At 59.5% G+C, this 23,510-nt stretch carries 17 protein-coding genes and 1 pseudogene; 13 read left to right on the top strand and 5 right to left on the bottom strand.

Features of this window, described 5'->3' with window-relative positions:
• Positions 1-68: 68 nt before the first annotated feature.
• Positions 69-815 (bottom strand): UDP-2,3-diacylglucosamine diphosphatase, encoded by a 747-nt coding sequence (gene lpxH, locus AC1DVF_RS26050; protein WP_186622571.1) that lies wholly within the window; start codon positions 813-815, stop codon positions 69-71.
• The gene (locus tag AC1DVF_RS26045) at positions 812-1,318 is read right to left on the bottom strand and encodes a peptidylprolyl isomerase (protein WP_093434208.1); all 507 of its coding nucleotides are present in this window, start codon (positions 1,316-1,318) and stop codon (positions 812-814) included. The genes lpxH and AC1DVF_RS26045 overlap by 4 nt, the downstream gene beginning before the upstream one ends.
• Before the next feature lie 249 nt (positions 1,319-1,567).
• On the opposite strand from AC1DVF_RS26045, the gene AC1DVF_RS26040 reads away from it, so the two are divergent.
• The 3 genes from AC1DVF_RS26040 to AC1DVF_RS26030 all read left to right on the top strand — a co-directional run bounded on the left by AC1DVF_RS26040 (position 1,568) and on the right by AC1DVF_RS26030 (position 6,271).
• Positions 1,568-3,265: a glutamine--tRNA ligase/YqeY domain fusion protein gene (locus AC1DVF_RS26040; RefSeq protein WP_093434212.1), complete on the top strand. Its 1,698-nt coding sequence runs from the start codon at positions 1,568-1,570 to the stop codon at positions 3,263-3,265.
• Between the two features lie 21 nt (positions 3,266-3,286).
• A complete protein-coding gene (cysS, locus tag AC1DVF_RS26035; RefSeq protein WP_477783384.1) occupies positions 3,287-4,669 on the top strand; it encodes a cysteine--tRNA ligase in 1,383 nt (460 codons plus the stop codon).
• Between the two features lie 384 nt (positions 4,670-5,053).
• Positions 5,054-6,271, top strand: coding sequence for an MFS transporter (locus AC1DVF_RS26030; protein WP_477783383.1), 1,218 nt, complete (start codon positions 5,054-5,056; stop codon positions 6,269-6,271).
• Between the two features lie 307 nt (positions 6,272-6,578).
• On the opposite strand, the gene AC1DVF_RS26025 is transcribed toward AC1DVF_RS26030, so the two are convergent.
• A complete protein-coding gene (locus AC1DVF_RS26025) occupies positions 6,579-8,432 on the bottom strand; it encodes a sigma-54-dependent Fis family transcriptional regulator (RefSeq protein WP_477783382.1) in 1,854 nt (617 codons plus the stop codon).
• 73 nt (positions 8,433-8,505) lie between these two features.
• On the opposite strand from AC1DVF_RS26025, the pseudogene AC1DVF_RS26020 reads away from it, so the two are divergent.
• From AC1DVF_RS26020 to AC1DVF_RS25990, 7 genes and pseudogenes are all read left to right on the top strand, one after another.
• A pseudogene (locus tag AC1DVF_RS26020) lies at positions 8,506-8,595 on the top strand (metal ABC transporter ATP-binding protein); the annotation flags it as partial.
• Between the two features lie 209 nt (positions 8,596-8,804).
• Entirely contained in the window at positions 8,805-9,899 is a 1,095-nt protein-coding gene (locus AC1DVF_RS26015; protein WP_414926385.1) for an ABC transporter ATP-binding protein, read from the top strand.
• Entirely contained in the window at positions 9,899-11,008 is a 1,110-nt protein-coding gene (locus AC1DVF_RS26010; protein ID WP_099756656.1) for an ABC transporter ATP-binding protein, read from the top strand. Before AC1DVF_RS26015 ends, AC1DVF_RS26010 begins: the two co-directional genes overlap by 1 nt.
• Positions 11,005-11,871: a carbohydrate ABC transporter permease gene (locus tag AC1DVF_RS26005; RefSeq protein ID WP_007912484.1), complete on the top strand. Its 867-nt coding sequence runs from the start codon at positions 11,005-11,007 to the stop codon at positions 11,869-11,871. Before AC1DVF_RS26010 ends, AC1DVF_RS26005 begins: the two co-directional genes overlap by 4 nt.
• A 9-nt stretch (positions 11,872-11,880) precedes the next feature.
• Positions 11,881-12,681, top strand: a complete 801-nt coding sequence (locus AC1DVF_RS26000) for a carbohydrate ABC transporter permease (protein ID WP_003192012.1) — start codon at positions 11,881-11,883, stop codon at positions 12,679-12,681.
• Positions 12,682-12,691: 10 nt separating this feature from the next.
• Entirely contained in the window at positions 12,692-12,964 is a 273-nt protein-coding gene (locus AC1DVF_RS25995; RefSeq protein WP_007912485.1) for a DUF2160 domain-containing protein, read from the top strand.
• A gap of 47 nt (positions 12,965-13,011) precedes the next feature.
• Positions 13,012-14,754: an ABC transporter substrate-binding protein gene (locus AC1DVF_RS25990; protein WP_016986564.1), complete on the top strand. Its 1,743-nt coding sequence runs from the start codon at positions 13,012-13,014 to the stop codon at positions 14,752-14,754.
• A gap of 393 nt (positions 14,755-15,147) precedes the next feature.
• Here AC1DVF_RS25990 and AC1DVF_RS25985 read toward each other — a convergent pair whose 3' ends face one another.
• Together AC1DVF_RS25985 and AC1DVF_RS25980 are read right to left on the bottom strand one after the other, a co-directional pair.
• Positions 15,148-16,581 carry a heavy metal sensor histidine kinase gene (locus AC1DVF_RS25985; protein ID WP_477783381.1) on the bottom strand — a complete coding sequence of 478 codons (1,434 nt, stop codon included), beginning with the start codon at positions 16,579-16,581 and terminating at the stop codon, positions 15,148-15,150.
• Positions 16,578-17,252 carry a heavy metal response regulator transcription factor gene (locus tag AC1DVF_RS25980; protein WP_099756654.1) on the bottom strand — a complete coding sequence of 225 codons (675 nt, stop codon included), beginning with the start codon at positions 17,250-17,252 and terminating at the stop codon, positions 16,578-16,580. Before AC1DVF_RS25980 ends, AC1DVF_RS25985 begins: the two co-directional genes overlap by 4 nt.
• Positions 17,253-17,785: 533 nt before the next feature.
• Between AC1DVF_RS25980 and AC1DVF_RS25975 the strand changes: the two genes are divergently transcribed.
• Genes AC1DVF_RS25975 through AC1DVF_RS25965 form a run of 3 tightly spaced genes read left to right on the top strand, consistent with a single transcriptional unit; the run spans position 17,786 to position 23,435 of the window.
• Entirely contained in the window at positions 17,786-19,033 is a 1,248-nt protein-coding gene (locus AC1DVF_RS25975; protein WP_477783380.1) for a TolC family protein, read from the top strand.
• Between the two features lie 49 nt (positions 19,034-19,082).
• A complete protein-coding gene (locus tag AC1DVF_RS25970) occupies positions 19,083-20,270 on the top strand; it encodes an efflux RND transporter periplasmic adaptor subunit (protein ID WP_477783379.1) in 1,188 nt (395 codons plus the stop codon).
• Positions 20,271-20,285: 15 nt separating this feature from the next.
• Positions 20,286-23,435: a CusA/CzcA family heavy metal efflux RND transporter gene (locus AC1DVF_RS25965; RefSeq protein ID WP_477783378.1), complete on the top strand. Its 3,150-nt coding sequence runs from the start codon at positions 20,286-20,288 to the stop codon at positions 23,433-23,435.
• The last annotated feature ends 75 nt before the right edge of the window (positions 23,436-23,510 follow it).

Genomic DNA, 23,510 nt, shown 5'->3' with positions numbered 1-23,510 from the left:
GCATGCGGTCGGCTCCCTTTCCCCCTCGCCCCCCTGGGGGAGAGGGCTGGGGTGAGGGGGTAAAGCTTTTAGCCGTGCGGCAAAGCCAGCGGCGGGGCGAAGTCGAACGGCGCCAGGGCGTAGCCGCTCTCATCCACCTGCAATGCCCACCCCTGACGATCCCAATCCCCCAACACAATCCGCTTCGCCGCCTGCTCACCGAGTTGCAACTTGTGGATCGCCGGGCGGTGGGTGTGGCCATGAATCAAGGTYTTCACGCCAAACGCCTGCATGATCCGCGGAATCTCTTCCGGCGTGACATCGACAATGTCATTAGCCTTCATCCGCGTCTGTGCCTTGCTTTCACTGCGCAGTTTGCGCGCCAGTTTGTGGCGGCTGCTCAAGGGCAGATTGCGCAGGATAAACAGCGTGATCGGGTTACGCAGATAACGCCGCAGCTTCATATAGCCGACATCGCGGGTGCAGAGGCTGTCGCCGTGCATCAACAGTACCGGCTCGCCGTAAAACTGCACGACACTCGGGTCCTTCAACAACGTACAGCCGGCCTGCTTGCAGAAGGCCTTGCCGAGCATGAAGTCGCGATTGCCGTGCATCAGAAAGATGGCCGTGCCGCTGTCGCTCAATTCGCGCAGGGCCTGGCAGATGGAACGCTGGAAGGGCGTTATGGCGTCGTCGCCAATCCACGCTTCGAAGAAGTCGCCAAGAATGTACAACGCACTCGCCGAGCGGGCGCGTCCGGCGAGCAAATCCAGAAACGCCCGGGTAATGTCCGGGCGCTCCTCTTCCAGATGCAAGTCTGAAATCAGCAATATCACGCTTCGATGATCTCGGCTTTCTCGATGATCACGTCGTCTGCTGGTACGTCCTGGTGGCCGGCCTTGGAAGTGGTCGAAACACCTTTGATCTTGTCGACAACGTCGGTGCCGGCGGTCACTTTACCGAATACCGCGTAGCCCCAGCCCTGCACGTTCTTGCCGCTGTGGTTGAGGAAGGTGTTGTCGGCGACGTTGATGAAGAACTGCGCGGAAGCCGAATGCGGCTCCATGGTACGGGCCATGGCAACGGTGTATTTGTCGTTGGAAAGACCGTTGTCAGCTTCGTTCTGGATGCTTGGACGCTTGTCTTTCTTTTCTTTCATGCCTGGTTCGAAACCGCCGCCCTGGATCATGAAGTTACCGATTACGCGGTGGAAAACAGTGTTTTCGTAGTGACCGGCGTTAACGTATTCGATGAAGTTGGCGACGGTGATCGGCGCCTTTTCAGCGTTCAGTTCGATGACGATGTCGCCATGATTGGTGGTCAATTTAACTTGAGTCATGATCGCTACTCTTTATAAGGAATTCGTGGGCAATGGGACATTTGCGCCCGTTACCGGTTCAGCCCGTGGGCCAAGGTGCGCAGTTTAGCGTGACAGGCGCGAATTTCGAGGCTGTTTTTCAATTCCCGGCGATTAAATGCGCTCCTTTATAGGCCGTGCTCTGTCAGCCCCTTGACAGCATCGGCTATGATAGCGGCTTTGTTTTGTCTGGCCCCCTCTGCGGCCGCGCACATGTAAGTCAAGGATCCTATGAGCAAGCCCACTGTCGACCCTACCTCGAATGCCAAGTCCGGCCCTGCCGTGCCGGTCAATTTCCTGCGGCCGATCATCCAGGCAGACCTGGACTCGGGCAAGCACACCCAGATCGTCACCCGTTTCCCGCCTGAGCCCAACGGCTACCTGCACATCGGCCACGCCAAGTCGATCTGCGTGAACTTCGGCCTGGCCCAGGAGTTCGGCGGCGTCACGCACCTGCGTTTCGACGACACCAACCCGGCCAAGGAAGACCAGGAATACATCGACGCGATCGAAGCCGACGTCAAATGGCTGGGCTTCGAGTGGTCCGGTGAAGTGCGCTACGCCTCGCAGTATTTCGACCAGTTGCACGACTGGGCGGTGGAGCTGATCAAGGCTGGCAAGGCCTACGTCGACGACCTGACCCCGGAGCAGGCCAAGGAATACCGTGGCAGCCTGACCGAGCCGGGCAAGAACAGCCCGTTCCGCGACCGTTCGGTGGAAGAGAACCTCGACTGGTTCGCGCGCATGCGTGCCGGTGAGTTCCCGGACGGCGCCCGCGTGCTGCGCGCGAAGATCGACATGGCCTCGCCGAACATGAACCTGCGCGACCCGATCATGTATCGCATCCGCCACGCCCATCACCACCAGACCGGCGACAAGTGGTGTATCTACCCGAACTACGACTTCACCCACGGTCAGTCGGACGCCATCGAAGGCATCACCCACTCGATCTGCACCCTGGAGTTCGAAAGCCATCGTCCGCTGTACGAGTGGTTCCTCGACGCATTGCCAGTGCCGGCGCACCCGCGTCAGTACGAGTTCAGCCGTCTGAACCTCAACTACACCATCACCAGCAAGCGCAAGCTCAAGCAACTGGTCGATGAAAAGCACGTCAACGGCTGGGACGATCCGCGCATGTCCACGCTGTCTGGCTTCCGCCGCCGTGGCTACACGCCGAAATCGATCCGCAACTTCTGCGAAATGGTTGGCACCAACCGTTCCGACGGCGTGGTTGACTTCGGCATGCTCGAATTCAGCATCCGTGACGACCTCGACCAGACCGCGCCGCGCGCCATGTGCGTGCTGCGTCCGCTGAAAGTCGTCATCACCAACTACCCGGAAGGCCAGGTCGAAAACCTCGAACTGCCGCGCCACCCGAAAGAAGACATGGGCGTGCGCGCACTGCCATTCGCCCGGGAAATCTACATCGACCGTGACGACTTCATGGAAGAGCCGCCGAAGGGCTACAAGCGCCTGGAGCCTGCCGGTGAAGTGCGTCTGCGCGGCAGCTACGTGATCCGTGCCGACGAAGCGATCAAGGACGCCGATGGCAACATCGTCGAACTGCGTTGCTCGTACGACCCGGAAACCCTCGGCAAGAACCCGGAAGGCCGCAAGGTCAAAGGCGTGATCCACTGGGTGCCGGCTGCCGCCAGCGTCGAGTGCGAAGTGCGTCTGTACGATCGCCTGTTCCGTTCGGCCAACCCTGAGAAGGCTGAAGACAGCGCGAGTTTCCTCGACAACATCAACCCTGATTCGCTGCAGGTACTCACCGGTTGTCGTGCTGAGCCATCGCTTGGCAACGCACAGCCGGAAGACCGTTTCCAGTTCGAGCGCGAAGGCTACTTCGTTGCTGATATGAAGGACTCGAAACCAGGTCAGCCGGTATTCAACCGTACCGTGACCCTGCGTGATTCGTGGGGCCAGTGATTCAGCGTCAAGGGAAATAACGTGCTAACGATCTACAACACGCTCACCAAGAGCAAAGAAGTCTTCAAGCCGCTGGATGGCAACAAGGTGCGCATGTACGTCTGCGGGATGACCGTGTACGACTACTGCCACCTTGGCCACGGCCGCAGCATGGTCGCTTTCGACCTGGTGACCCGCTGGTTGCGGTTCAGCGGTTACGACCTGACCTACGTGCGCAACATCACCGACATCGACGACAAGATCATCAACCGCGCCAACGAGAACGGTGAATCGTTCGAAGCGTTGACCGAGCGCATGATCGCCGCGATGCACGAAGACGAAGCGCGCCTGAACATCAAGAAGCCGGACATGGAACCGCGCGCCACGGATCACATTCCGGGCATGCACGCGATGATCCAGACCTTGATCGACAAGGGTTACGCCTACGCGCCGGGCAATGGCGACGTGTACTACCGCGTTGCTAAGTTCATGGGCTACGGCAAACTGTCGCGCAAGAAGATCGAAGACCTGCGCATCGGCGCCCGCATCGAAGTCGACGAGTCGAAACAGGACCCGCTGGATTTCGTGCTGTGGAAAGCCGCCAAACCGGGCGAGCCAAGCTGRGAATCGMCATGGGGCGCCGGGCGTCCGGGCTGGCACATCGAGTGCTCGGTGATGTCCACCTGCTGCCTCGGCGAGACCTTCGACATTCATGGCGGCGGCAGCGACCTCGAGTTCCCGCACCACGAAAACGAAATCGCCCAGAGCGAAGCGGCCACCGGCAAGACCTACGCCAACGCGTGGATGCATTGCGGCATGATTCGCATCAATGGCGAGAAGATGTCCAAGTCCTTGAACAACTTCTTCACCATTCGCGACGTGCTGGAAAAGTATCACCCGGAAGTCGTGCGTTACCTGCTGGTGTCGAGCCACTACCGCAGCGCGATCAACTACTCGGAAGACAACCTCAAGGACGCCAAAGGCGCCCTCGAGCGTTTCTACCACGCGTTGAAAGGTTTGCCGACTGTGGCGCCGGCCGGCGGCGAAGCGTTTGTCGAGCGTTTCACTACGGTGATGAACGACGACTTCGGTACGCCGGAAGCCTGCGCGGTGCTGTTTGAGATGGTGCGTGAGATCAACCGTCTGCGTGAGAGCGATCTCGATGCGGCGGCAGGTCTGGCGGCGCGTCTGAAAGAGCTGGCGAGCGTGTTGGGTGTGTTGCAGTTGGAGGCGGATGACTTCCTGCAGGCGGGCGCTGAAGGGCGTGTTGATGCAGCTGAGGTTGATGCACTGATTGCGGCGCGTCTGGCGGCACGGGCCGGGAAGGATTGGGCTGAGTCGGATCGGATTCGAGATCAGCTCACTGCGATGGGCGTTGTGTTGGAAGACGGCAAGGGTGGGACTACCTGGCGTCTGGCTGACTGATTGCTGTGTTTGGCTTCAAAACAAAACCCGCCTAGTGCGGGTTTTTGTTTGGCGGCGAGAAAGCCCCTCACCCTAACCCTCTCCCAGAGGGAGAGGGGACCGAATGGGGGATGCTCAAGAAATACGCCGACCTGAACGTGCTGCACCGAATCCATAATCGACTGGTTCTTTCAGGTCGATGTACTCGGACCTGGCCGGCCTGCTCTGAATCCATATTCGAATCCTTTTTTCAGGTCGATGGATGACTCGAGACACCTCGGTCAGCCCCCTCTCCCTCTGGGAGAGGGCTGGGGTGAGGGTTGCTTTTGACGTTCGCGTAGGTCTTGATATCGGCAACGCGTTCAGCCGGATGCTGAGCGGTGACGATCATGTAAGGGAAACACCATGGCCAATCACTACCGCGAGCTGCTAACGACCCCCGGCGCCACCGGGCTAGTGCTCGCGAGCTCTATCGCGCGCTTGCCGCAGGCAATGATCGGCATCGGCATCATCACCATGCTGGTGCAGCAAACCGGGGTGTACTGGCTGGCCGGCGCAGTCGCCGGGACGTTCACCCTGGCCAATGCACTGCTCGGCCCGCACATCTCCAGACTGGTCGATCAACATGGCCAGAGTCGCGTACTGCCCATCGTCACCGCGTTCAGCATTGCCATGCTGCTGGCGCTGATCACCGCCGTTTACCTGAGAGCGCCCGCCGCGGTGTTCTTTGTACTGTCAGCCTTGGCGGGGACGATGCCGAGCATGCCATCGATGATCCGCGCGCGATGGTCGCAGTTGTTCCGGGGCAAGCCGCAGTTGCACACGGCGTTCTCGCTGGACACGGTCCTGACCGAACTCGCTTACATCATCGGCCCGCCACTGGCGATTGGTTTGAGTGTGAGCTTTTTCGCCGAAGCCGGGCCGCTGGTTGCGGTCGGGCTGTTGGCCGTCGGGGTCACGGCGTTTCTGCTGCAACGCCAGACTGAGCCTAAGGTTGTCGTCGGCCACGCCAGCCGTAGCGGCTCAACCCTGCTGATTCCCGGGGTTCGCACCATTGTTCTGGCGCTGTTGGCGATGGGGGTCATTGGTGGAGCTATCGATGTTGCCGTCGTCGCCTTCGCCAATGCGCAAGGCTGGCCGGGGGCAGCGACCTTCATCCTCGCTGCCTATGCGTTCGGCTCACTGGTGGCGGGCCTGACGTTTGGTGCGATGAGGGTTTCGCTGGCGATCGAAAAACAGTTCCTGATCGGGATATTGGTCACGGCGTTCACTGGCGTGCTGCCCATTTTTGCCACGGACGTTTATGTCCTGTCAGCGACGCTGTTTATTGCCGGGATTTCGTTTGCGCCAACGATGGTCGTGGTCATGAAGCTGGGAACGATCATCATCCCGCCATCGCGGATCACCGAAGGGCTGACGTGGATGACCACGGGTATCAGCATTGGCGTCGCGCTGGGCGGTATGCTGGCGGGGCTGGTCATTGATGGCTGTGGTGCACGGGCGGGGTTTGGCGTGGCCATTGGCGCTGGGATCATGATGGTGGTTGTTGTGTTGGTCGGGTTGCGCACATTGGCGGCGGCTTCGGTTGCGCATGTTGAGCCGGAATTTTCGCCCTCACCCTAGCCCTCTCCCCCAGGAGAGGGGACTGATTGGGGGATGTTCACGAGATACACCGACCTGAGCGATTTGCACCGAATCCATAATCGCCACGATCTTTCAGGTCGATGTCCAGCGCCAGACACCTCGGTCAGCTCCCTATCCCTCCGGGAGAGGAGACTGATTGGGGGATGTTCACGAGGTACGCCGACCTGAACTGGATGCTTTGAATCCATAATCGACTGGTTTTTTCAGGTCGGTGTACAACGCCAGACACCGCGGTCAGCTCCCTCTCCTTTGGGAGAGGGCTGGGGTGAGGGAAAGGGCGGTTCACTCAACCTTCAATCTGCCGCAACCGCTTGTAAAGCGTATTCCGACTCACCCCCAATCGCCGCGCCAGATGCGAAATATTCCCCCCAGCCGCTTTCAACTCCCGGTTCAACGCTTCCACATCATTCAAATCAACCCCCAACGGCGCCGCGCTCTCCACCGGCTCCATCTCCAGATCAACAAAAAAATCATCCGGCAAATGCTCCAGCCTCACCGGCTGTTCCTCAGCCATCGCCAGCGCCACCTGCATCACGCTACTGACCTGACGCAAATTCCCCGGCCACGGATGACGGCTGAACAGTTCCAGCACCTCTTGGCTCAACCCCGCCCACTGCGTCGGCTCACGATGCTGTTCCCACAACCGTTTAAACAACGCCTCTTTATCACTGCGCTCCCGCAATGGCGGCAGCTCCAGCGTCAGTCCACCAATGCGGTAATACAAATCCTCACGAAACCGCCCCAACTGCACTTGTTCGCGTAAGGATCGGTTAGTCGCCGAAATAATCCGTAAATCCACTTGGAACAGCTCGCTACTGCCCACCGGCTGCACACAGCGCTCCTGCAAAACCCGCAACAACCGCGCCTGAGTCGGCAATGGCATGTCGCCGATTTCATCGAGGAATAACGTGCCTCTGTCAGCCTTGCGAATCAGTCCGATGCTGCCTTTCTGATTCGCGCCGGTGAACGCGCCTTTCTCGTAACCGAATAACTCGGACTCGACTAGTTCGGCGGGGATCGCCGCACAGTTGACGGCGATAAACGCCTGTTTGCTGCGCGAGCTGGCCTGATGCAGCGCTTTGACGAAGACCTCTTTGCCGACACCGGTTTCGCCATGGATCAGCAGCGGAATGTCTTTCTCCAGTAAACGCTCAGCCTGGCGCACAGCTTTCTCCACGCGACTGTCGCCGAAGTGCAGGGTGCTGAGGCTGATAGCGCCCGCGGGTGGTTTTAATGGCACTTCAACGCTTTTCGGTTCGGCAAACACCCGAGGCTGAATTGGCGCCTGTTTCGGCCGCTTCAACAAACATTGAAAACGGTTACGCCCGGACGTCTGCAAGGCAAACGGCAACCCGTCGGGCTGATTGATCAACTCCAGCAGTGACACCTTGAACAGACTTTCAACGCTCACCCGCGACAAGCGCACACCGAGCAGATTGTCGGCGCGACGATTGGCCGACAGCACTTGACCGCTCTCATCAAAGATCAACAACCCGGCCCACTGACTGTCGAGGTTGTTCAACCCGGTGTTGAAGGTCAGTTGAAAATGCTGACCATGGAACAGGTTGAGGATCAGCCGGTTTTCCACGGTCTGGCTCATCATCTTGACCATACCCAAAGTGTGCGAGGGCGGCAGGTAGCTGTCGCTGGACACATCGAGCACCGCTATGACCTTGCGCTCGGCGTCGAAAATCGGCGCAGCGGAACCGGTCATGAAGCGGTTGGCCTTGAGAAAGTGTTCATCGTGTTCGATATGAACGGCTTGCTCACACGCCAGCGCCGTGCCGATCGCATTGGTGCCGCTGGTGCGCTCGACCCAACTTGCACCAGCCTGAAACCCCCGCGCCAGATTCGGTTCGATAAACCGTTGCGTGCCCCACGAGGTCAGCACCTGACCTTGATTGTCGGCGAGCATGATCAGGCAGTTGGAGTTGCTGAGGATGTTTTCGTAATAGGGCAGGACTTCCTGGTGCGTGGTCTGCACCAGTGAGTGATGGCTGTCGAGCAACTGCGCGATGCCGGCGGCAGGCAACTGATCGAAGGCCGGCGTGCTTTGGTGGTCGAGACCGAACGCGCGGCAACGTTGCCAGGAAGTCTGGACGATCGCGTCGTGGGACAGCGGCGGGGCAGGTGCGGCCATGGCAGTCAGCCTCTGATGCAGCGATTTTTATTGTTGTTATGAACCCAAATCCTGAGAACAACACAGATCAACTGTGGGAGCGAGCTTGCTCGCGAAAGCGTCGTATCAGTCACCGAATCGGTTGAATGACACACCGCATTCGCGAGCAAGCTCGCTCCCACAGGATCTCCGGAGCTCACCGAAATGAGTTCATAGAGTGTTGTTCACTATTGTTCATTGTCAATCGCCCGACTGTTCAAATGTGTTCAGCAATGAACGCTCAATCCCCCCGCATTCAACGATTTTCACGCCAAATCAACCACTTGCCATTTCTGGCACGAAACTCGCTCCCGTGCACAGGTCGCTTGACTCCAATAATAAAAAGGCCGAGCCATGTCACTCACCCTGGAGCACGTCAGCCGTACCGTCGAGGGCCAGATCTGGATCGACGATGCGAGCCTGAAATTCGAACCTGGTTCTTTCAACGTTTTGCTCGGCCGCACGCTGTCCGGCAAAACCAGCCTCATGCGTTTAATGGCCGGTCTGGACAAACCCGACAGCGGCCGCATCCTGATGAACGGCGTCGACGTCACCCAACGTCCGGTGCGCCTGCGCAACGTGTCGATGGTCTATCAGCAGTTCATCAACTACCCGACCATGACCGTGTTCGAAAACATCGCCTCGCCGTTGCGTCAGGCCGGTGTTTCGAAAGAGATCATCCATAGCAAAGTGCAGGAAACCGCGAAGATGCTGCGCATCGAGAAGTTTCTGCAGCGCTACCCGCTGGAACTCTCTGGCGGCCAACAACAACGCACCGCCATGGCCCGCGCATTAGTCAAGGACGCCGAGCTGATCCTCTTCGATGAGCCGCTGGTCAACCTCGACTACAAACTGCGCGAAGAGCTGCGCCAGGAAATGCGCGAGCTGTTCAAGGCGCGCCACACCATCGCGATCTACGCCACCACCGAGCCCAACGAAGCGCTGGCACTCGGCGGCACCACGACCATTCTTCACGAAGGCCGGGTGATTCAGAGCGGCCCGTCGACCTCGGTGTATCACCAGCCACAAAGCGTGCTCGCCGCCGAGTTGTTCTCCGAGCCGCCGATCAACCTGATGCCCGGGCGCATTGCCGGTAACGAAGTGAGTTTTGCCAACTTCGTACACTTCCCGTTGAACGTTGATCTGCGCCCAGTGGGCGAGGGCGAGTTCCGTTTTGGCGTGCGCCCCAGCCACATTTCGCTGGTGCCGAGCAACGATGATGATCTGGAATTGGCGGTCACCGTCGAAGTCGCCGAGATCAGCGGTTCGGAAACCTTCCTGCACGTGCGCAACGAGCATTTCCTGCTGGTGCTGCACCTGCCCGGCGTTCACGAATACGACGTCGATGCGCCGATCCGCATCTACATCCCGACCCATAAACTGTTCGTTTTCGATGCGCAGGGCCGTCTGGTGCAAGCACCGGGCCGGCGTGTCGCGAGGGTTGCCTGATGGCCGAAATCCGTTTGCAACACCTCGCCCACAGCTACAGCAAAACCCCGAGCGGCGCGGAAGATTACGCGATCCGCGAGATGGATCACGTCTGGGAGCAGGGCGGCGCCTATGCATTGCTCGGGCCGTCGGGTTGCGGCAAGTCGACTTTACTCAACATCATTTCCGGGCTGCTCAGCCCCTCACAGGGCCACGTGTTGTTCGATGGCAAAGCGGTCAACGACCTGACGCCGGAGAAGCGCAACATCGCTCAGGTTTTCCAGTTTCCGGTGGTGTACGACACGATGACTGTGTTCGACAACCTCGCGTTTCCCCTGCGCAATCAGGGCATGGCCGAGGCAAAAGTGCACAGCAAGGTGCAGGAAATTGCCGAAGTCCTCGACCTGCAAAACCTGCTGAGCAAAAAGGCGCGCAACCTCACCGCCGACGAAAAACAGAAAGTCTCGATGGGCCGTGGTCTGGTCCGCGACGACGTTTCGGCGATCCTCTTCGACGAACCGCTGACGGTGATCGACCCGCACCTGAAGTGGAAACTGCGGCGCAAGCTCAAGCAGATCCACGAGCAGTTCAACATCACCATGGTCTACGTCACCCACGATCAACTGGAAGCATCGACCTTCGCCGACAAGATTGCGGTGATGTACGGCGGCCAGATCGTCCAGTTCGGCACGCCACGGGAATTGTTCGAGCGGCCGAGCCACACCTTTGTCGGCTATTTCATCGGCAGCCCCGGCATGAACCTGATCGACGTGCAGCCGCAACCCGGCGGCGTCGGTTTCGCCTCGACGCATCTGCCGCTGTCTGACGCGATGCAGCGACATATCGAACACGGCCAGTGGAAAAATCTGAAGGTCGGCATCCGCCCCGAGTTTATTCACGTGTGGGACGAGCCGTTTGATGACGCGATGCAGGCAAAGGTCGTACACGTCGAAGACCTCGGCACCTACAAGATCATGACCCTCGACCTCGACGGCGCGCCGTTGAAAGTGCGTCTGGCCGAAGACAAACCGGTGCCGCAGGGCACGGCGTACATCAGTTTCCCGGCGCAGTGGTTGATGGTTTATGCCGATGAGTTTCTGCTCGAAGCCGACGATGAGGTGCAGCCATGAACAAGGTGCAGAACAACAAGGCCTGGTGGCTGGTGTTGCCGGTGTTTCTGCTGGTGGCGTTCAGTGCGGTGATCCCGATGATGACCGTGGTCAACTACTCGGTGCAGGACATCTTCGACCAGTCCAGCCGCTATTTCGTCGGCGCCGACTGGTACAAGCAAGTGCTGCTCGACCCGCGTTTGCACGACTCATTGCTGCGCCAGTTCATCTATTCGGCGTGCGTGTTGCTGATTGAAATTCCGCTGGGTATTGCCGTTGCGCTGACGATGCCAACCAAGGGCCGCTGGTCGTCGGTGGTGCTGATCATTCTGGCGATTCCGTTGCTGATCCCATGGAACGTGGTTGGCACCATTTGGCAGATCTTTGGCCGCGCGGATATCGGCCTGCTCGGTTCGAGCCTCAATGCCATGGGCATCAGCTACAACTACGCCGCCAACACCATGGACGCCTGGGTGACGGTGCTGGTGATGGACGTCTGGCACTGGACTTCACTGGTGGCGCTGCTGTGTTTCTCCGGATTGCGCGCGATTCCCGACGTGTATTACCAGGCCGCGCGTATCGACCGCGCCTCGGCCTGGGCGGTGTTCAGGCACATTCAGTTGCCCAAGTTGAAAAGCGTGCTGCTGATCGCGGTGATGCTGCGCTTCATGGACAGTTTCATGATCTACACCGAGCCGTTCGTGCTCACCGGCGGCGGGCCGGGCAACGCCACGACTTTCTTGAGTCAGACGTTGACCCAGATGGCCGTAGGGCAATTCGACCTCGGTCCGGCAGCGGCGTTTTCGCTGGTGTACTTCCTGATCATCCTGTTGGTGTCCTGGCTGTTCTACACCGCCATGACGCACTCCGACGCCAACCGCTGAGGCCCGGCCATGAGCAAAAGAAAGCTTATTCCGTTGCTGGTGTACATCCTGTTCCTGCTGGTGCCGATCTACTGGCTGTTGAACATGTCGTTCAAGAGCAACACCGAAATCCTTGGCGGCCTGACCCTTTTCCCACAGGACTTCACTCTGGCGAACTACAAGGTCATCTTCACCGACCCGAGCTGGTACACCGGTTATCTCAACTCGCTGTATTACGTGAGTTTGAACACGGTGATCTCGCTGAGCGTGGCGCTGCCGGCGGCGTATGCGTTTTCGCGCTACCGTTTTCTCGGCGACAAGCATCTGTTTTTCTGGCTGCTGACCAACCGCATGGCGCCGCCGGCGGTGTTCTTGCTGCCGTTCTTTCAGTTGTATTCGTCGATTGGCCTGTTCGACACACATATCGCCGTGGCCTTGGCGCACTGCCTGTTTAACGTGCCATTGGCGGTGTGGATTCTCGAAGGCTTCATGTCTGGCGTGCCCAAGGAAATCGACGAAACCGCCTACATCGACGGCTACAGTTTCCCCAAGTTCTTCGTGAAGATTTTCATCCCGCTGATCGGTTCCGGCATCGGCGTCACGGCGTTTTTCTGCTTCATGTTTTCCTGGGTCGAACTGCTGCTCGCGCGCACGTTGACCTCGGTAAACGCCAAGCCGATTGCGGCGGTTATGACGCGCACGGTTTCCGCTTCGGGTATCGATTGGGGCGTGCTGGCAGCGGCGGGGGTGTTGACCATTCTGCCGGGCATGCTGGTGATCTGGTTTGTTCGCAACCACGTGGCCAAGGGCTTTGCCCTCGGTCGGGTCTGAGGAGCTGATGATGGAATGGATGAGCTGGACCACGCCTACCGCAGCATTCTTCATTGTCATCGGCCTGATTCTGGTCGGCATGACGACGTGGGAATTGCGCTCGCCGAGCATCCTGCGGCGAGGTTTTCTGCCGATTGCCACCACCCGTGGCGATCGTTTGTTTATCGGTCTTCTCGGCAGCGCCTACCTGCATTTGCTGGTGATCGGCGCCACCGACTGGAGCATCTGGGTAGCGTCCGCGTTGTCCCTGGTGTGGCTGTTGGCTGTGATGCGTTGGGGCTAGTCGAGTCGTTCGGCAACGCGGCTCCACAACTTAAACAGGAGGTCTCTATGTTCGACAAAAACAATAAGCTGCGACATAGCATTTCATTGGCAGCCATGCTGGCACTCAGCGGTTTGAGCGCCGCCGCGTGGGCGGATGCCTACGAAGACGCGGCGAAAAAATGGATCGGCAGTGAATTCAAACCGTCGACCCTGACGGCCGAGCAGCAACTCGAAGAGTTGAAGTGGTTCATCAAAGCGGCCGAGCCGTTTCGCGGCATGGACATCAAGGTCGTTTCCGAGACCCTGACCACCCATGAATACGAGTCGAAAGTGCTGGCCAAGGCGTTCAGCGAAATCACCGGGATCAAACTCACCCACGACCTGCTGCAAGAAGGCGATGTGGTCGAGAAAATGCAGACGGTGATGCAGTCGGACAAGAATATCTATGACGGCTGGGTCAACGACTCGGACCTGATCGGTACGCACTTTCGCTACGGCAAGACCGAATCGATCACCGACCTGATGGCCAACGAAGGCAAGAACTTCACCTCGCCGACCCTCGACATCAAGGACTTCATCGGCATCTCGTTCACCACCGCGCCGGACGGCAAGATCTATCAACTGCCCGACCAGCAATTCGCCAACCTGTACTGGTTCCGTGCTGACTGGTTTGAACGTGCGGATCTGAAAGCCAAGTTCAAGGAAAAGTACGGCTACGAATTGGGCGTGCCGGTGAACTGGTCGGCCTATGAAGACATCGCCAAATTCTTCAGCGAAGACGTCAAGGAAATCGACGGCAAGCGCGTTTACGGGCACATGGACTACGGCAAGAAAGACCCGTCGCTGGGCTGGCGCTTTACCGATGCCTGGTTCTCCATGGCCGGTGGCGGCGACAAAGGGTTGCCCAACGGTTTGCCGGTGGACGAGTGGGGGATCCGCGTCGAGGACTGCCATCCGGTCGGTTCCAGCGTGACTCGCGGCGGCGACACCAACGGCCCGGCGGCGGTGTTCGCCACCACCAAGTATGTCGACTGGCTGAAGAAGTACGCGCCACCGGAAGCGGCGGGCATGACCTTCTCCGAATCCGGTCCGGTGCCGTCGCAGGGCAACATTGCGCAGCAGATCTTCTGGTACACCGCGTTCACCGCCGACATGACCAAGCCGGGCCTGCCGGTGGTCAACGCCGACGGCACGCCGAAATGGCGCATGGCGCCATCGCCGCGTGGGCCGTATTGGGAGGAGGGCATGAAGCTCGGTTATCAGGACGTGGGTTCGTGGACGTTCATGAAGTCCACACCTGAGAAACAGAAGCTGGCGGCGTGGCTGTATGCGCAGTTTGTGACCTCGAAAACYGTGTCGCTAAAGAAAACCATCGTCGGCCTGACGCCGATTCGCGAGTCGGACATCAACTCGCAAGCGATGACCGATCTGGCGCCGAAACTCGGTGGCCTGGTCGAGTTCTACCGCAGCCCGGCCCGCGTGCAATGGACCCCGACCGGCACCAACGTGCCGGACTACCCGCGTCTGGCGCAATTGTGGTGGAGCCACATCGCCGAAGCGGCCAGTGGCGAGAAAACCCCGCAGCAGGCGCTGGATGGTTTGGCCAAGGATCAGGACGCAATCATGACGCGCCTCGAACGCTCCAAGGCTCAGGCGGTTTGTGCACCGAAGATGAATCCGGAGCGCGATGCTCAGTACTGGTTTGATCAGCCGGGCGCACCGAAACCGAAACTGGCGAACGAGAAGCCGAAGGGCGAGACCGTGAGCTACAACGAACTGCTGAAATCGTGGGCGGATGCGCGTAAGTGATAGGGGAACTGTGAAAGGCGAACGGCACCGGAAGGTGCCGTTTTCTTTACTGCCTGATCTACCGCTTTCGCGAGCAGGCTCGCTCCCACAGGTTCTGGCGGTGTCCACACATTTTGTGGATGACTACTGCCCCTGTGGGAGCGAGCCTGCTCGCGATGGCGGTTTGTCAAMTAACAAACATGTGACTGACCCACCGCCATCGCTTGCAGGCAAGCTCCCACAGGTTTTGGCGGCGTCCACGCATTTTGTGGATGACTACTGCCRCTGTGGGAGCGAGCTTGCTCGCGAAGGCTGARTATCAGGCAGTGCAGATTTTGCRGGACCCACCGCCATCGCGAGCAGGCGAAGGCCTACAGGTTTCAGTGGTGTCCACAAACCTGAGTACCCCGCAAATCACTGTGGGAGCTTGCCTGCAAGCGAAGGGGCCATTGGCGGCACCGCCGGAAATCCGAGCCTGAACACCGTCATCGCCCCCGGCAAACTCTTAACCTCCGCCACACCCTGATGCAGGCTCATGATCGAGCGCACAATTGCCAGGCCCAATCCGGTGCTGCCCTGCGAGCGTGAGCGACTGCTGTCGACGCGGTAGAAGCGGTCGAACAGATGTGGCAGGTGTTGCGCCTCAATCCCGGCGCCGGGGTTGCTGACCAGCAGGGATGCCTGCGTCGCACTCTGTTCGATCAGCAGCGTCACGGTTTTCCCGTTCGGGCAATGACGCAGCGCGTTGGACAGCAGATTGGAAATAGCCCGCTGAATCATTAACCGATCGCCCATCACCTGTGCGCTGCCAATGACATTCAAATGAATGCTCTTATCCTGCGCCGACAACGAAAACATCTCGGCCACTTTCGCGACTTCAATCTCCAGCGCCACCGCTTCAAACGGCGCCAGCGCCGACGGATGACTCACCTGCGCGAGAAACAACATGTCCGAGACAATCCGCGCCACGCGCTCCAGTTCCTCGGTGCACGACACCAGCACGTCCTTGTATTCCTCGGTCGTGCGCTCGCGGGACAAGGTCACCTGCGCCTTGCCCATCAGGTTATTGATTGGCGTACGCAGCTCATGCGCCAAGTCATCAGAGAATTGCGACAACTGCTGCACCCCGGCATCGAGCCGATGCAGCATGAAATTGATGCCCTGCGCCAGTTCACTCAGTTCCTGCGGCATGTTCACCACGGACAGCCGGTGTTCCAGATCCTGGGTCGAGACCATCGCCGCCACTTTGCGAAACTCGCGCAGCGGCGCCAACCCGCGTTGCACCGCGCCCCACGCGGTCAGGCCGATAAACACCAGCAACAACGGCAAGGCAATCAGCGTCGAGCGCAGATAGGCGCTGAGCAGCGCCTCATCGTGGGCGTTATCCACTGACAGCAGCACCGGCACGCTGCTGCTGTCCTTGAGGCGAATCAGTTTCGAGGCGGTGAGGAATTTCTTGCCTTGCGCGTCGGTGCTGTCGCTGTAAGTCAGTTGATCGGTGGTGGCGCGCACCGCTTTCAATTCGACGCGCGGATCGCTCAATCCCGAGCCGGATTTGAGCAGCGGCGAGCGCTGATTGAGGCGGTCGTAAATGGTCAGCGTGAGGTTGTCATGCCCCATCACCTGATCGAGCAGAATATGCGGCTTGCCGGTGATTTCATTGGCATCGACGTACAACGACAGGCTGTGCTCCACCTGCGCCATCTTCTTTTCCAGGCTGTCTCTGGCAAGCGAATTCAGCTCATGGGTCAGGGCGAAATAGGCGAGGATCGCCAGAAACACCACCAGCAGCGCGCCGAGAATACTCACCGTCAAACCGAGGCGCATCGACAGGCTGGAGGGTTTCATTCCCGCGCCTCCAACACATAGCCGACACCGCGCAGGGTGTGGATCAGTTTGCTGTCGAACGGGTCGTCGATTTTCGCCCGCAAGCGGCGGATCGACACTTCGACCACGTTGGTGTCGCAGTCGAAATTCATGTCCCACACCAACGAGATGATTTGTGTGCGCGTCAGCACTTCGCCGGACTGGCGCATCAGCAGATGCAGCAGGGCGAATTCCTTGGTGGTCAGGTCAATACGCTGTTGCCCGCGAAACGCGCGATGGCGACCCGGATCGAGTTCCAGATCAGCGACTTTCAGCACCTGCGGCACCGGGATATTTTCGCTACGACGCATCAAGGTGCGCACCCGCGCCAGCAGTTCGGGAAACTCGAACGGCTTGACCAGATAATCGTCGGCACCCAGATCGAGGCCGCGAATCTTGTCGGCCAGACGCCCGCGCGCCGTCAGCATCATCACCCGCGTCGAATGGGTGCGACGCAGTTGTTCCAGCACGCCCCAACCGTCGAGTTCCGGCAGGTTCACGTCGAGAATAATCAGGTCATAGGCCTGTTGTTGCGCCAGATGCAGGCCATCGGCGCCGTTGGCGGCGTGGTCAACGACATAACCACTTTCGGTCAAACCCTGATGCAAGTATTCGGCAGCTTTAAGCTCGTCCTCGACGACAAGGATTCGCATGATCTTTCACCACTTTTATTTAATGGGTATTTAATTTAAAAGCCCCTCACCCTAAACCTCTCCCAGAGGGAGAGGGGACTGAGCGTGGGATATTTCAGAACTACGCCGACGTGAAAGAACGTTACTGAATCCATAATCAACTTGATGTAACAGGTCGATAAAAAACGCCAGACACTTCGGTCGGCTCCCTCTCCCCCCGGGAGAGGGCTGGGGTGAGGGGAGTGCGGACAATAAAGGTTGTAGCGGCTACAGGGTCAACGGCCAAGTGCTTTAGATCAGTGTTCTGCGACAGTAGGTCGCAGTGCTAACCACCAAATTCTCTTGAGTTTACTTACGGCAAGTGCTGTTCAGCAGATAACTACCGTGTTTTTGTTTCGATGTATTTCGATAACGCTGCTAGCACTTCGCATCCTAGAACAAAACAACTTCCCCAAACCGTGGATAACGGATTTGTAATGTTCCAGTCACCTTGTCGATAAGTTCAAAACCCTACCGTGGCGCATCCGAGATTCTTGAATAAAGGAAGTCTTCCATTGCCCGGTTTAATAAAACTGACGGCGCAATCACGCCTGAAAAAAACCGCCAGTGTCATCCTGTTGCTGGCCTGTACCAGCCTTGCAAACGCAGCGACCCTGACGCTGGATCAAGCCCTGCAAAGTGCCTTCGCCGGCAACCCGGAACTGGCCGCTGCACAGTGGGAAATCGGTATCGCCGAAGGTGACCGTCAACAGGCCGGCTTGATCCCCAACCCCGAAGTGTCGTGGGAAGCCGAAGACACTCGGCGCAATTCGCGCACAACCACGGTGATGCTCAGTCAGCCAATCGAACTGGGCGGCAAACGCGGTGCACGCATCGATGTCGCCAGCCGTGCGCAAGACGCTGCCGGCATCGAACTGGAGCGCAAGCGCAATGCCTTGCGTGCCGATGTGATTCAGGCGTTCAACAGCGTGCAAACCGCGCAGCAACGCTTGCAGCTGTCCCGGCAATCCCTGCAATTGGCCGAGCACGGTTTGCGCGTGGCGCAAGGGCGGATCGAGGCGGGTAAATCTTCGCCGGTCGAAGGCACGCGGGCGCAAGTGCAACTCTCGGAAGTGCGCCTTGAGCTGAGCCGGGCAGAGCGCGATCAGGCCACCGCTTACCAACAACTGGCGCAGGTCATGGGCACGCCGCTACCGACCTCGACCAAGGTGCAGGCACCCACGCAAAGCATGCCGGCCGTACCACCACCGACAAGATTGCTCGAGCGTTTGAACGAGACTGCCGAACTGCGTCTGGCCAAGTTGCAGATCGATCAGCGCGAAGCGTCGTTGGGCCTGGAAAAGTCCCAGCGCATCCCCGATTTCACCGTCAGTATCGGCAGCCAATACAGCGAAACCGAGCGCGAGCGGGTCAATGTGGTCGGGCTGTCGATGCCGATTCCGCTGTTCAATCGCAATCAAGGCAACGTGCTCGCGGCCGCGCGCCGCACCGATCAGGCGCGGGATCTGCGCAACGCCACCGAGCTGCGTTTGCGCACGGAAATCCAGACCAGCCTTGAGCAATGGCAGACCGCCAACGGCGAAGTCATCGCGTTCAACCAGACCATCCTGCCCGCCGCGCAAAGTGCGGTCGACAGCGCCACGCGCGGTTTCGAAATGGGCAAGTTCGGCTTTCTCGATGTGCTCGACGCGCAACGCACGCTGATCGCCGCGCGTAGCCAATACATCCAGGCCGTCAGCGAAGCCACCGACGCCCGCGTACGCATCGAACGGATCTTCGGCGACCTCAGCGTCAGCCGTTGAATTTCACTTTTCAGACAACTGCGCGATGGCTCGGCGCAGAGGAGTTTCCATGGATAAAAAATTGATGGTGGTCGCGGTGGCGACGTTGGCCCTGGGCATTGGTATCGGCTCGCAGTGGGCCGGTAACGCAAGCATCGACGCGCATGCCGACGAGGCTTCCGAACATGCAGATCACGCCGAAGAGGGTGCAGCGGCTGACCATGCCGAAGAGGGACACATCGAATTGAGTGCGGAGCAGATCAGTGCTGCCGGCATCCAATTGGCTGAAGCAAAGGCGCAGAACATCAGTCGCGGCCTGCCGTTTCCCGGCGAAGTGCGCTTCGACGAAGACCGCACCGCCCACATCGTGCCGCGCGTCCCGGGTGTGGTCGAGTCGGTGGCGGTCAACCTCGGGCAAACCGTGAAGAGGGGCCAGTTGCTGGCGGTGATCGCCAGTCAGCAGATCTCCGATCAACGCAGCGAGCAAGCCGCCGCGCAGCGTCGTCTGGCCTTGGCGCGCACCACTTATGAACGCGAGAAAAAACTCTGGCAGGACAAGATCTCTGCCGAGCAGGATTTCCTCCAGGCGCGCCAGGCGTTGCAAGAAGCTGAAATTGCCCTGAGCAATGCGCAGCAGAAGATCAGCGTACTCAGCGGCAGCGTGGTCGCCACTGGCGGCAATCGCTACGAACTGCGCGCGCCGTTCGATGGCGTGGTGGTAGAAAAACACCTGACGCCGGGGGAGGTGGTTGATGAAACCACGGCGGCGTTCACGCTCTCGGATCTGTCGCGAGTGTGGGTGACGTTCGGCGTGTCACCGAAGGACCTGAACAAGGTTCAAGTAGGCAAAGCGGTCACCGTCAGCGCCCCGGAACTCAACGCGGAAGTGGTCGGCAGCGTGGCTTACGTTGGCAGTTTGCTCGGCGAGCAAACCCGCACCGCGACCGTTCGCGTCACCCTGGAAAATCCGCAAGGCTCGTGGCGCCCCGGTCTGTTCGTCACCGCGCTGGTGGCGACCGACAGTCGCGAAGCGAAAGTCGCCGTACCGGAAACCGCGATCCAGACTGTCGAGGACAAGCCCACGGTGTTCGTGCGTACCGACGACGGTTTCGAAGCCCGCGCGGTTGAGCTGGGCAGCCGCGCCGCCGGCCACGTCGAGGTCACCCAAGGCCTGGAAGCGGGCGTGCAAGTCGCCAGCGCCGGCAGCTTCGTCCTCAAATCGGAGCTGGGCAAAGCCTCAGCCGAGCACAGTCATTAATTCTGGAAGGTCCTCATGTTCGAACGCCTGATCCAGTTTGCCATCGAGCAGCGCATCATCGTCCTGCTCGCCGTTCTGCTTATGGCCGGCCTCGGCATTGCCAGTTATCAAAAGCTGCCGATCGACGCCGTGCCCGACATCACCAACGTCCAGGTGCAAATCAACACCGGCGCCGCCGGGTTTTCGCCGCTGGAAACCGAGCAGCGCATCACCTTCCCGATTGAAACCACCATGGCCGGTCTGCCGGCACTCGAACAGACCCGTTCGCTGTCGCGCTCGGGCCTGTCGCAAGTCACGGTGATCTTCAAGGACGGCACTGACCTGTTCTTCGCCCGGCAATTGGTCAACGAGCGTTTGCAGATTGCCAAGGAGCAATTGCCCGAAGGCGCCGAAGCGGTAATGGGGCCGATTTCCACCGGCCTCGGCGAGATCTTTTTATGGACAGTGGAAGCCAAGGAGGACGCACTCAAGGACGACGGCACAGCCTACACGCCGACCGACCTGCGGGTGATTCAGGACTGGATCATCAAGCCGCAGTTGCGCAACGTGCCCGGTGTCGCCGAGATCAACACCATCGGCGGTTTCGCCAAGGAATATCAGATCGCGCCGGACCCGAAACGCCTGGCCGCGTACAAACTGACGCTCACCGATCTGGTCACTGCGCTTGAGCGCAACAACGCCAACGTCGGCGCCGGTTACATCGAGCGCAGCGGCGAGCAATTGCTGATCCGCGCGCCGGGGCAAGTGGCGAGCACCGAGGACATCGCCAACATCGTCATGGCCAATGTCGACGGCACGCCGATCCGGGTGAAGAACGTCGCGACAGTGGAAATCGGCCGCGAATTGCGCAGCGGCGCGGCCACCGAAAACGGGCGTGAAGTGGTGCTCGGCACGGTGTTCATGCTGATCGGCGAGAACAGCCGCACGGTCTCGCAAGCGGTCGCCAGCAAGCTCGAACAGATCAACAAATCTCTACCGCAAGGCGTGATCGCGGTGCCGGTGTACGACCGCACGCACCTGGTCGACAAAGCCATTGCCACGGTGAAAAAGAACCTCATCGAAGGCGCGATTCTGGTCATCGCGATTCTGTTTCTGTTCCTCGGCAACATCCGCGCGGCACTGATTACCGCGATGGTGATTCCGCTGTCGATGCTGTTCACCTTCACCGGCATGTTCAGCAACAAGGTCAGCGCCAACCTGATGAGCCTCGGCGCGCTGGACTTCGGCATTATCGTCGACGGCGCGGTGGTGATCGTCGAAAACACCCTGCGCCGGTTGGCCCATGCGCAGCAGCATCACGGACGTTTGCTGACCCGTGCCGAGCGTTTCAAGGAAGTCTTTGCCGCAGCGAAAGAGGCGCGGCGACCGCTGATTTTCGGCCAGTTGATCATCATGGTCGTGTACCTGCCGATCTTCGCGTTGAGCGGCGTCGAAGGGAAAATGTTTCACCCGATGGCGTTCACCGTGGTCATCGCTTTGCTTGGCGCGATGCTGTTGTCGGTGACCTTCGTGCCAGCGGCAATAGCGCTGTTCGTGACAGGTAAGGTCAAGGAAGAAGAGGGCGCAGTAATGCGCGGCGCGCGTCGTGTGTATGCGCCGGCGCTGGCGTGGGTCATGTCCCATCGCGCAATCGCAGTGGGCGCGGCGTTGGGCGTGATCGTGCTCAGCGGTGTGCTCACCAGTCGTATGGGCAGCGAGTTTGTTCCGAGCCTGAGCGAAGGGGATTTTGCCCTGCAAGCGCTGCGCGTGCCGGGCACCAGCCTGACGCAATCGGTGGACATGCAGCAGCGCCTCGAGACGCTGATTCTGGCCAAGGTGTCGGAAGTCGAGCGCGTGTTTGCCCGCACTGGCACCGCCGAAATCGCCTCGGATCCGATGCCGCCGAATATCTCGGACAGCTATGTGATGCTCAAACCGAAAGAGCAATGGCCGGATCCGGACAAGTCCCGCGAAACGTTGATGGTTGAACTGCAAGCTGCTGCCGCGACGTTGCCGGGTAGCAACTATGAACTGTCGCAGCCGATTCAATTGCGCTTCAACGAACTGATTTCCGGCGTGCGTAGCGATGTCGCGGTGAAGGTGTTTGGCGATGACATGGACGTGCTCAATGCCACGGCTGCGAAAATCGCTGCTGCCATGCAAAAGGTCAACGGCGCATCCGAAGTGAAGGTCGAGCAAACCACCGGGCTGCCGGTGCTGACCATCAACATTGATCGCGATAAAGCCGCGCGTTACGGACTCAACGTGGGTGACGTGCAGGACACCATTGCCGTTGCGGTCGGCGGGCGTCAGGCCGGGACGTTGTATGAGGGTGATCGGCGTTTCGACATGGTTGTGCGTTTGTCCGATGCCATGCGCAAGGACATCGACGGACTGTCGGCGCTGCTGATTCCGGTGCCCGCGCTGAGCGGCGCTGCGAATCAGATCGGCTTCATCGCGCTGCAAGACGTCGCCAGCCTCGACCTGGTGCTCGGGCCGAATCAGGTCAGCCGCGAGAACGGCAAGCGCCTGGTGATCGTCAGCGCCAACGTGCGTGGGCGTGATATCGGCTCATTTGTCAGCGAGGCCGGCGAGGTGATCGAACGTGACGTGCAAGTGCCGGCCGGTTACTGGACCAGTTGGGGCGGGCAGTTCGAGCAACTGCAATCGGCGGCCAAGCGTTTGCAGATTGTGGTGCCGGTGGCGTTGCTGTTGGTGTTCGGGTTGTTGTTCATGATGTTCAACAACCTGAAGGATGGCTTGCTGGTGTTTACCGGGATTCCGTTTGCGCTGACCGGTGGGGTCATGGCGCTGTGGTTACGGGATATTCCGTTGTCGATTTCGGCGGGTGTCGGGTTTATCGCGTTGTCCGGGGTGGCGGTGTTGAACGGCTTGGTGATGATTGCGTTTATTCGTAATTTGCGTGAGGAGGGACGGTCGCTTTCGGACGCGATCCATGAGGGGGCGTTGACGCGTTTGCGGCCGGTGCTGATGACGGCGCTGGTAGCGTCGCTGGGGTTTATTCCGATGGCGCTTGCAACCGGCACCGGTGCGGAGGTGCAGCGACCACTGGCGACCGTGGTGATCGGCGGAATACTGTCCTCCACGATCCTCACACTGCTGATCTTGCCGGCGCTCTATCAACTCGCCCATCGCCGGGATGAGGACGCTGTTCCATCTAAATAGGTAATCCCCTCTGTAGGAGTGAGCCTGCTCGCGATAGCGGTCTATCAGTCAGATCTACATTGACTGACCCACCGC

This window comes from Pseudomonas sp. P4_D7, from assembly GCF_056401755.1.
This window is presented reverse-complemented; position numbering and strand designations above follow the sequence as displayed.

Coding starts and splice junctions, on each gene's coding strand:
- AC1DVF_RS26030 (WP_477783383.1), top strand. CDS start 5,054: ATGGCCAATCACTACCGCGAGCTGCTAACGACCCCCGGCGCCACCGGG.
- AC1DVF_RS26000 (WP_003192012.1), top strand. CDS start 11,881: ATGAGCAAAAGAAAGCTTATTCCGTTGCTGGTGTACATCCTGTTCCTG.
- AC1DVF_RS25965 (WP_477783378.1), top strand. CDS start 20,286: ATGTTCGAACGCCTGATCCAGTTTGCCATCGAGCAGCGCATCATCGTC.
- AC1DVF_RS26015 (WP_414926385.1), top strand. CDS start 8,805: ATGTCACTCACCCTGGAGCACGTCAGCCGTACCGTCGAGGGCCAGATC.
- AC1DVF_RS25980 (WP_099756654.1), bottom strand. CDS start 17,252: ATGCGAATCCTTGTCGTCGAGGACGAGCTTAAAGCTGCCGAATACTTG.
- AC1DVF_RS26010 (WP_099756656.1), top strand. CDS start 9,899: ATGGCCGAAATCCGTTTGCAACACCTCGCCCACAGCTACAGCAAAACC.
- AC1DVF_RS26025 (WP_477783382.1), bottom strand. CDS start 8,432: ATGGCCGCACCTGCCCCGCCGCTGTCCCACGACGCGATCGTCCAGACT.
- AC1DVF_RS25995 (WP_007912485.1), top strand. CDS start 12,692: ATGGAATGGATGAGCTGGACCACGCCTACCGCAGCATTCTTCATTGTC.
- AC1DVF_RS26040 (WP_093434212.1), top strand. CDS start 1,568: ATGAGCAAGCCCACTGTCGACCCTACCTCGAATGCCAAGTCCGGCCCT.
- AC1DVF_RS26045 (WP_093434208.1), bottom strand. CDS start 1,318: ATGACTCAAGTTAAATTGACCACCAATCATGGCGACATCGTCATCGAA.
- AC1DVF_RS25970 (WP_477783379.1), top strand. CDS start 19,083: ATGGATAAAAAATTGATGGTGGTCGCGGTGGCGACGTTGGCCCTGGGC.
- AC1DVF_RS26005 (WP_007912484.1), top strand. CDS start 11,005: ATGAACAAGGTGCAGAACAACAAGGCCTGGTGGCTGGTGTTGCCGGTG.
- AC1DVF_RS25985 (WP_477783381.1), bottom strand. CDS start 16,581: ATGAAACCCTCCAGCCTGTCGATGCGCCTCGGTTTGACGGTGAGTATT.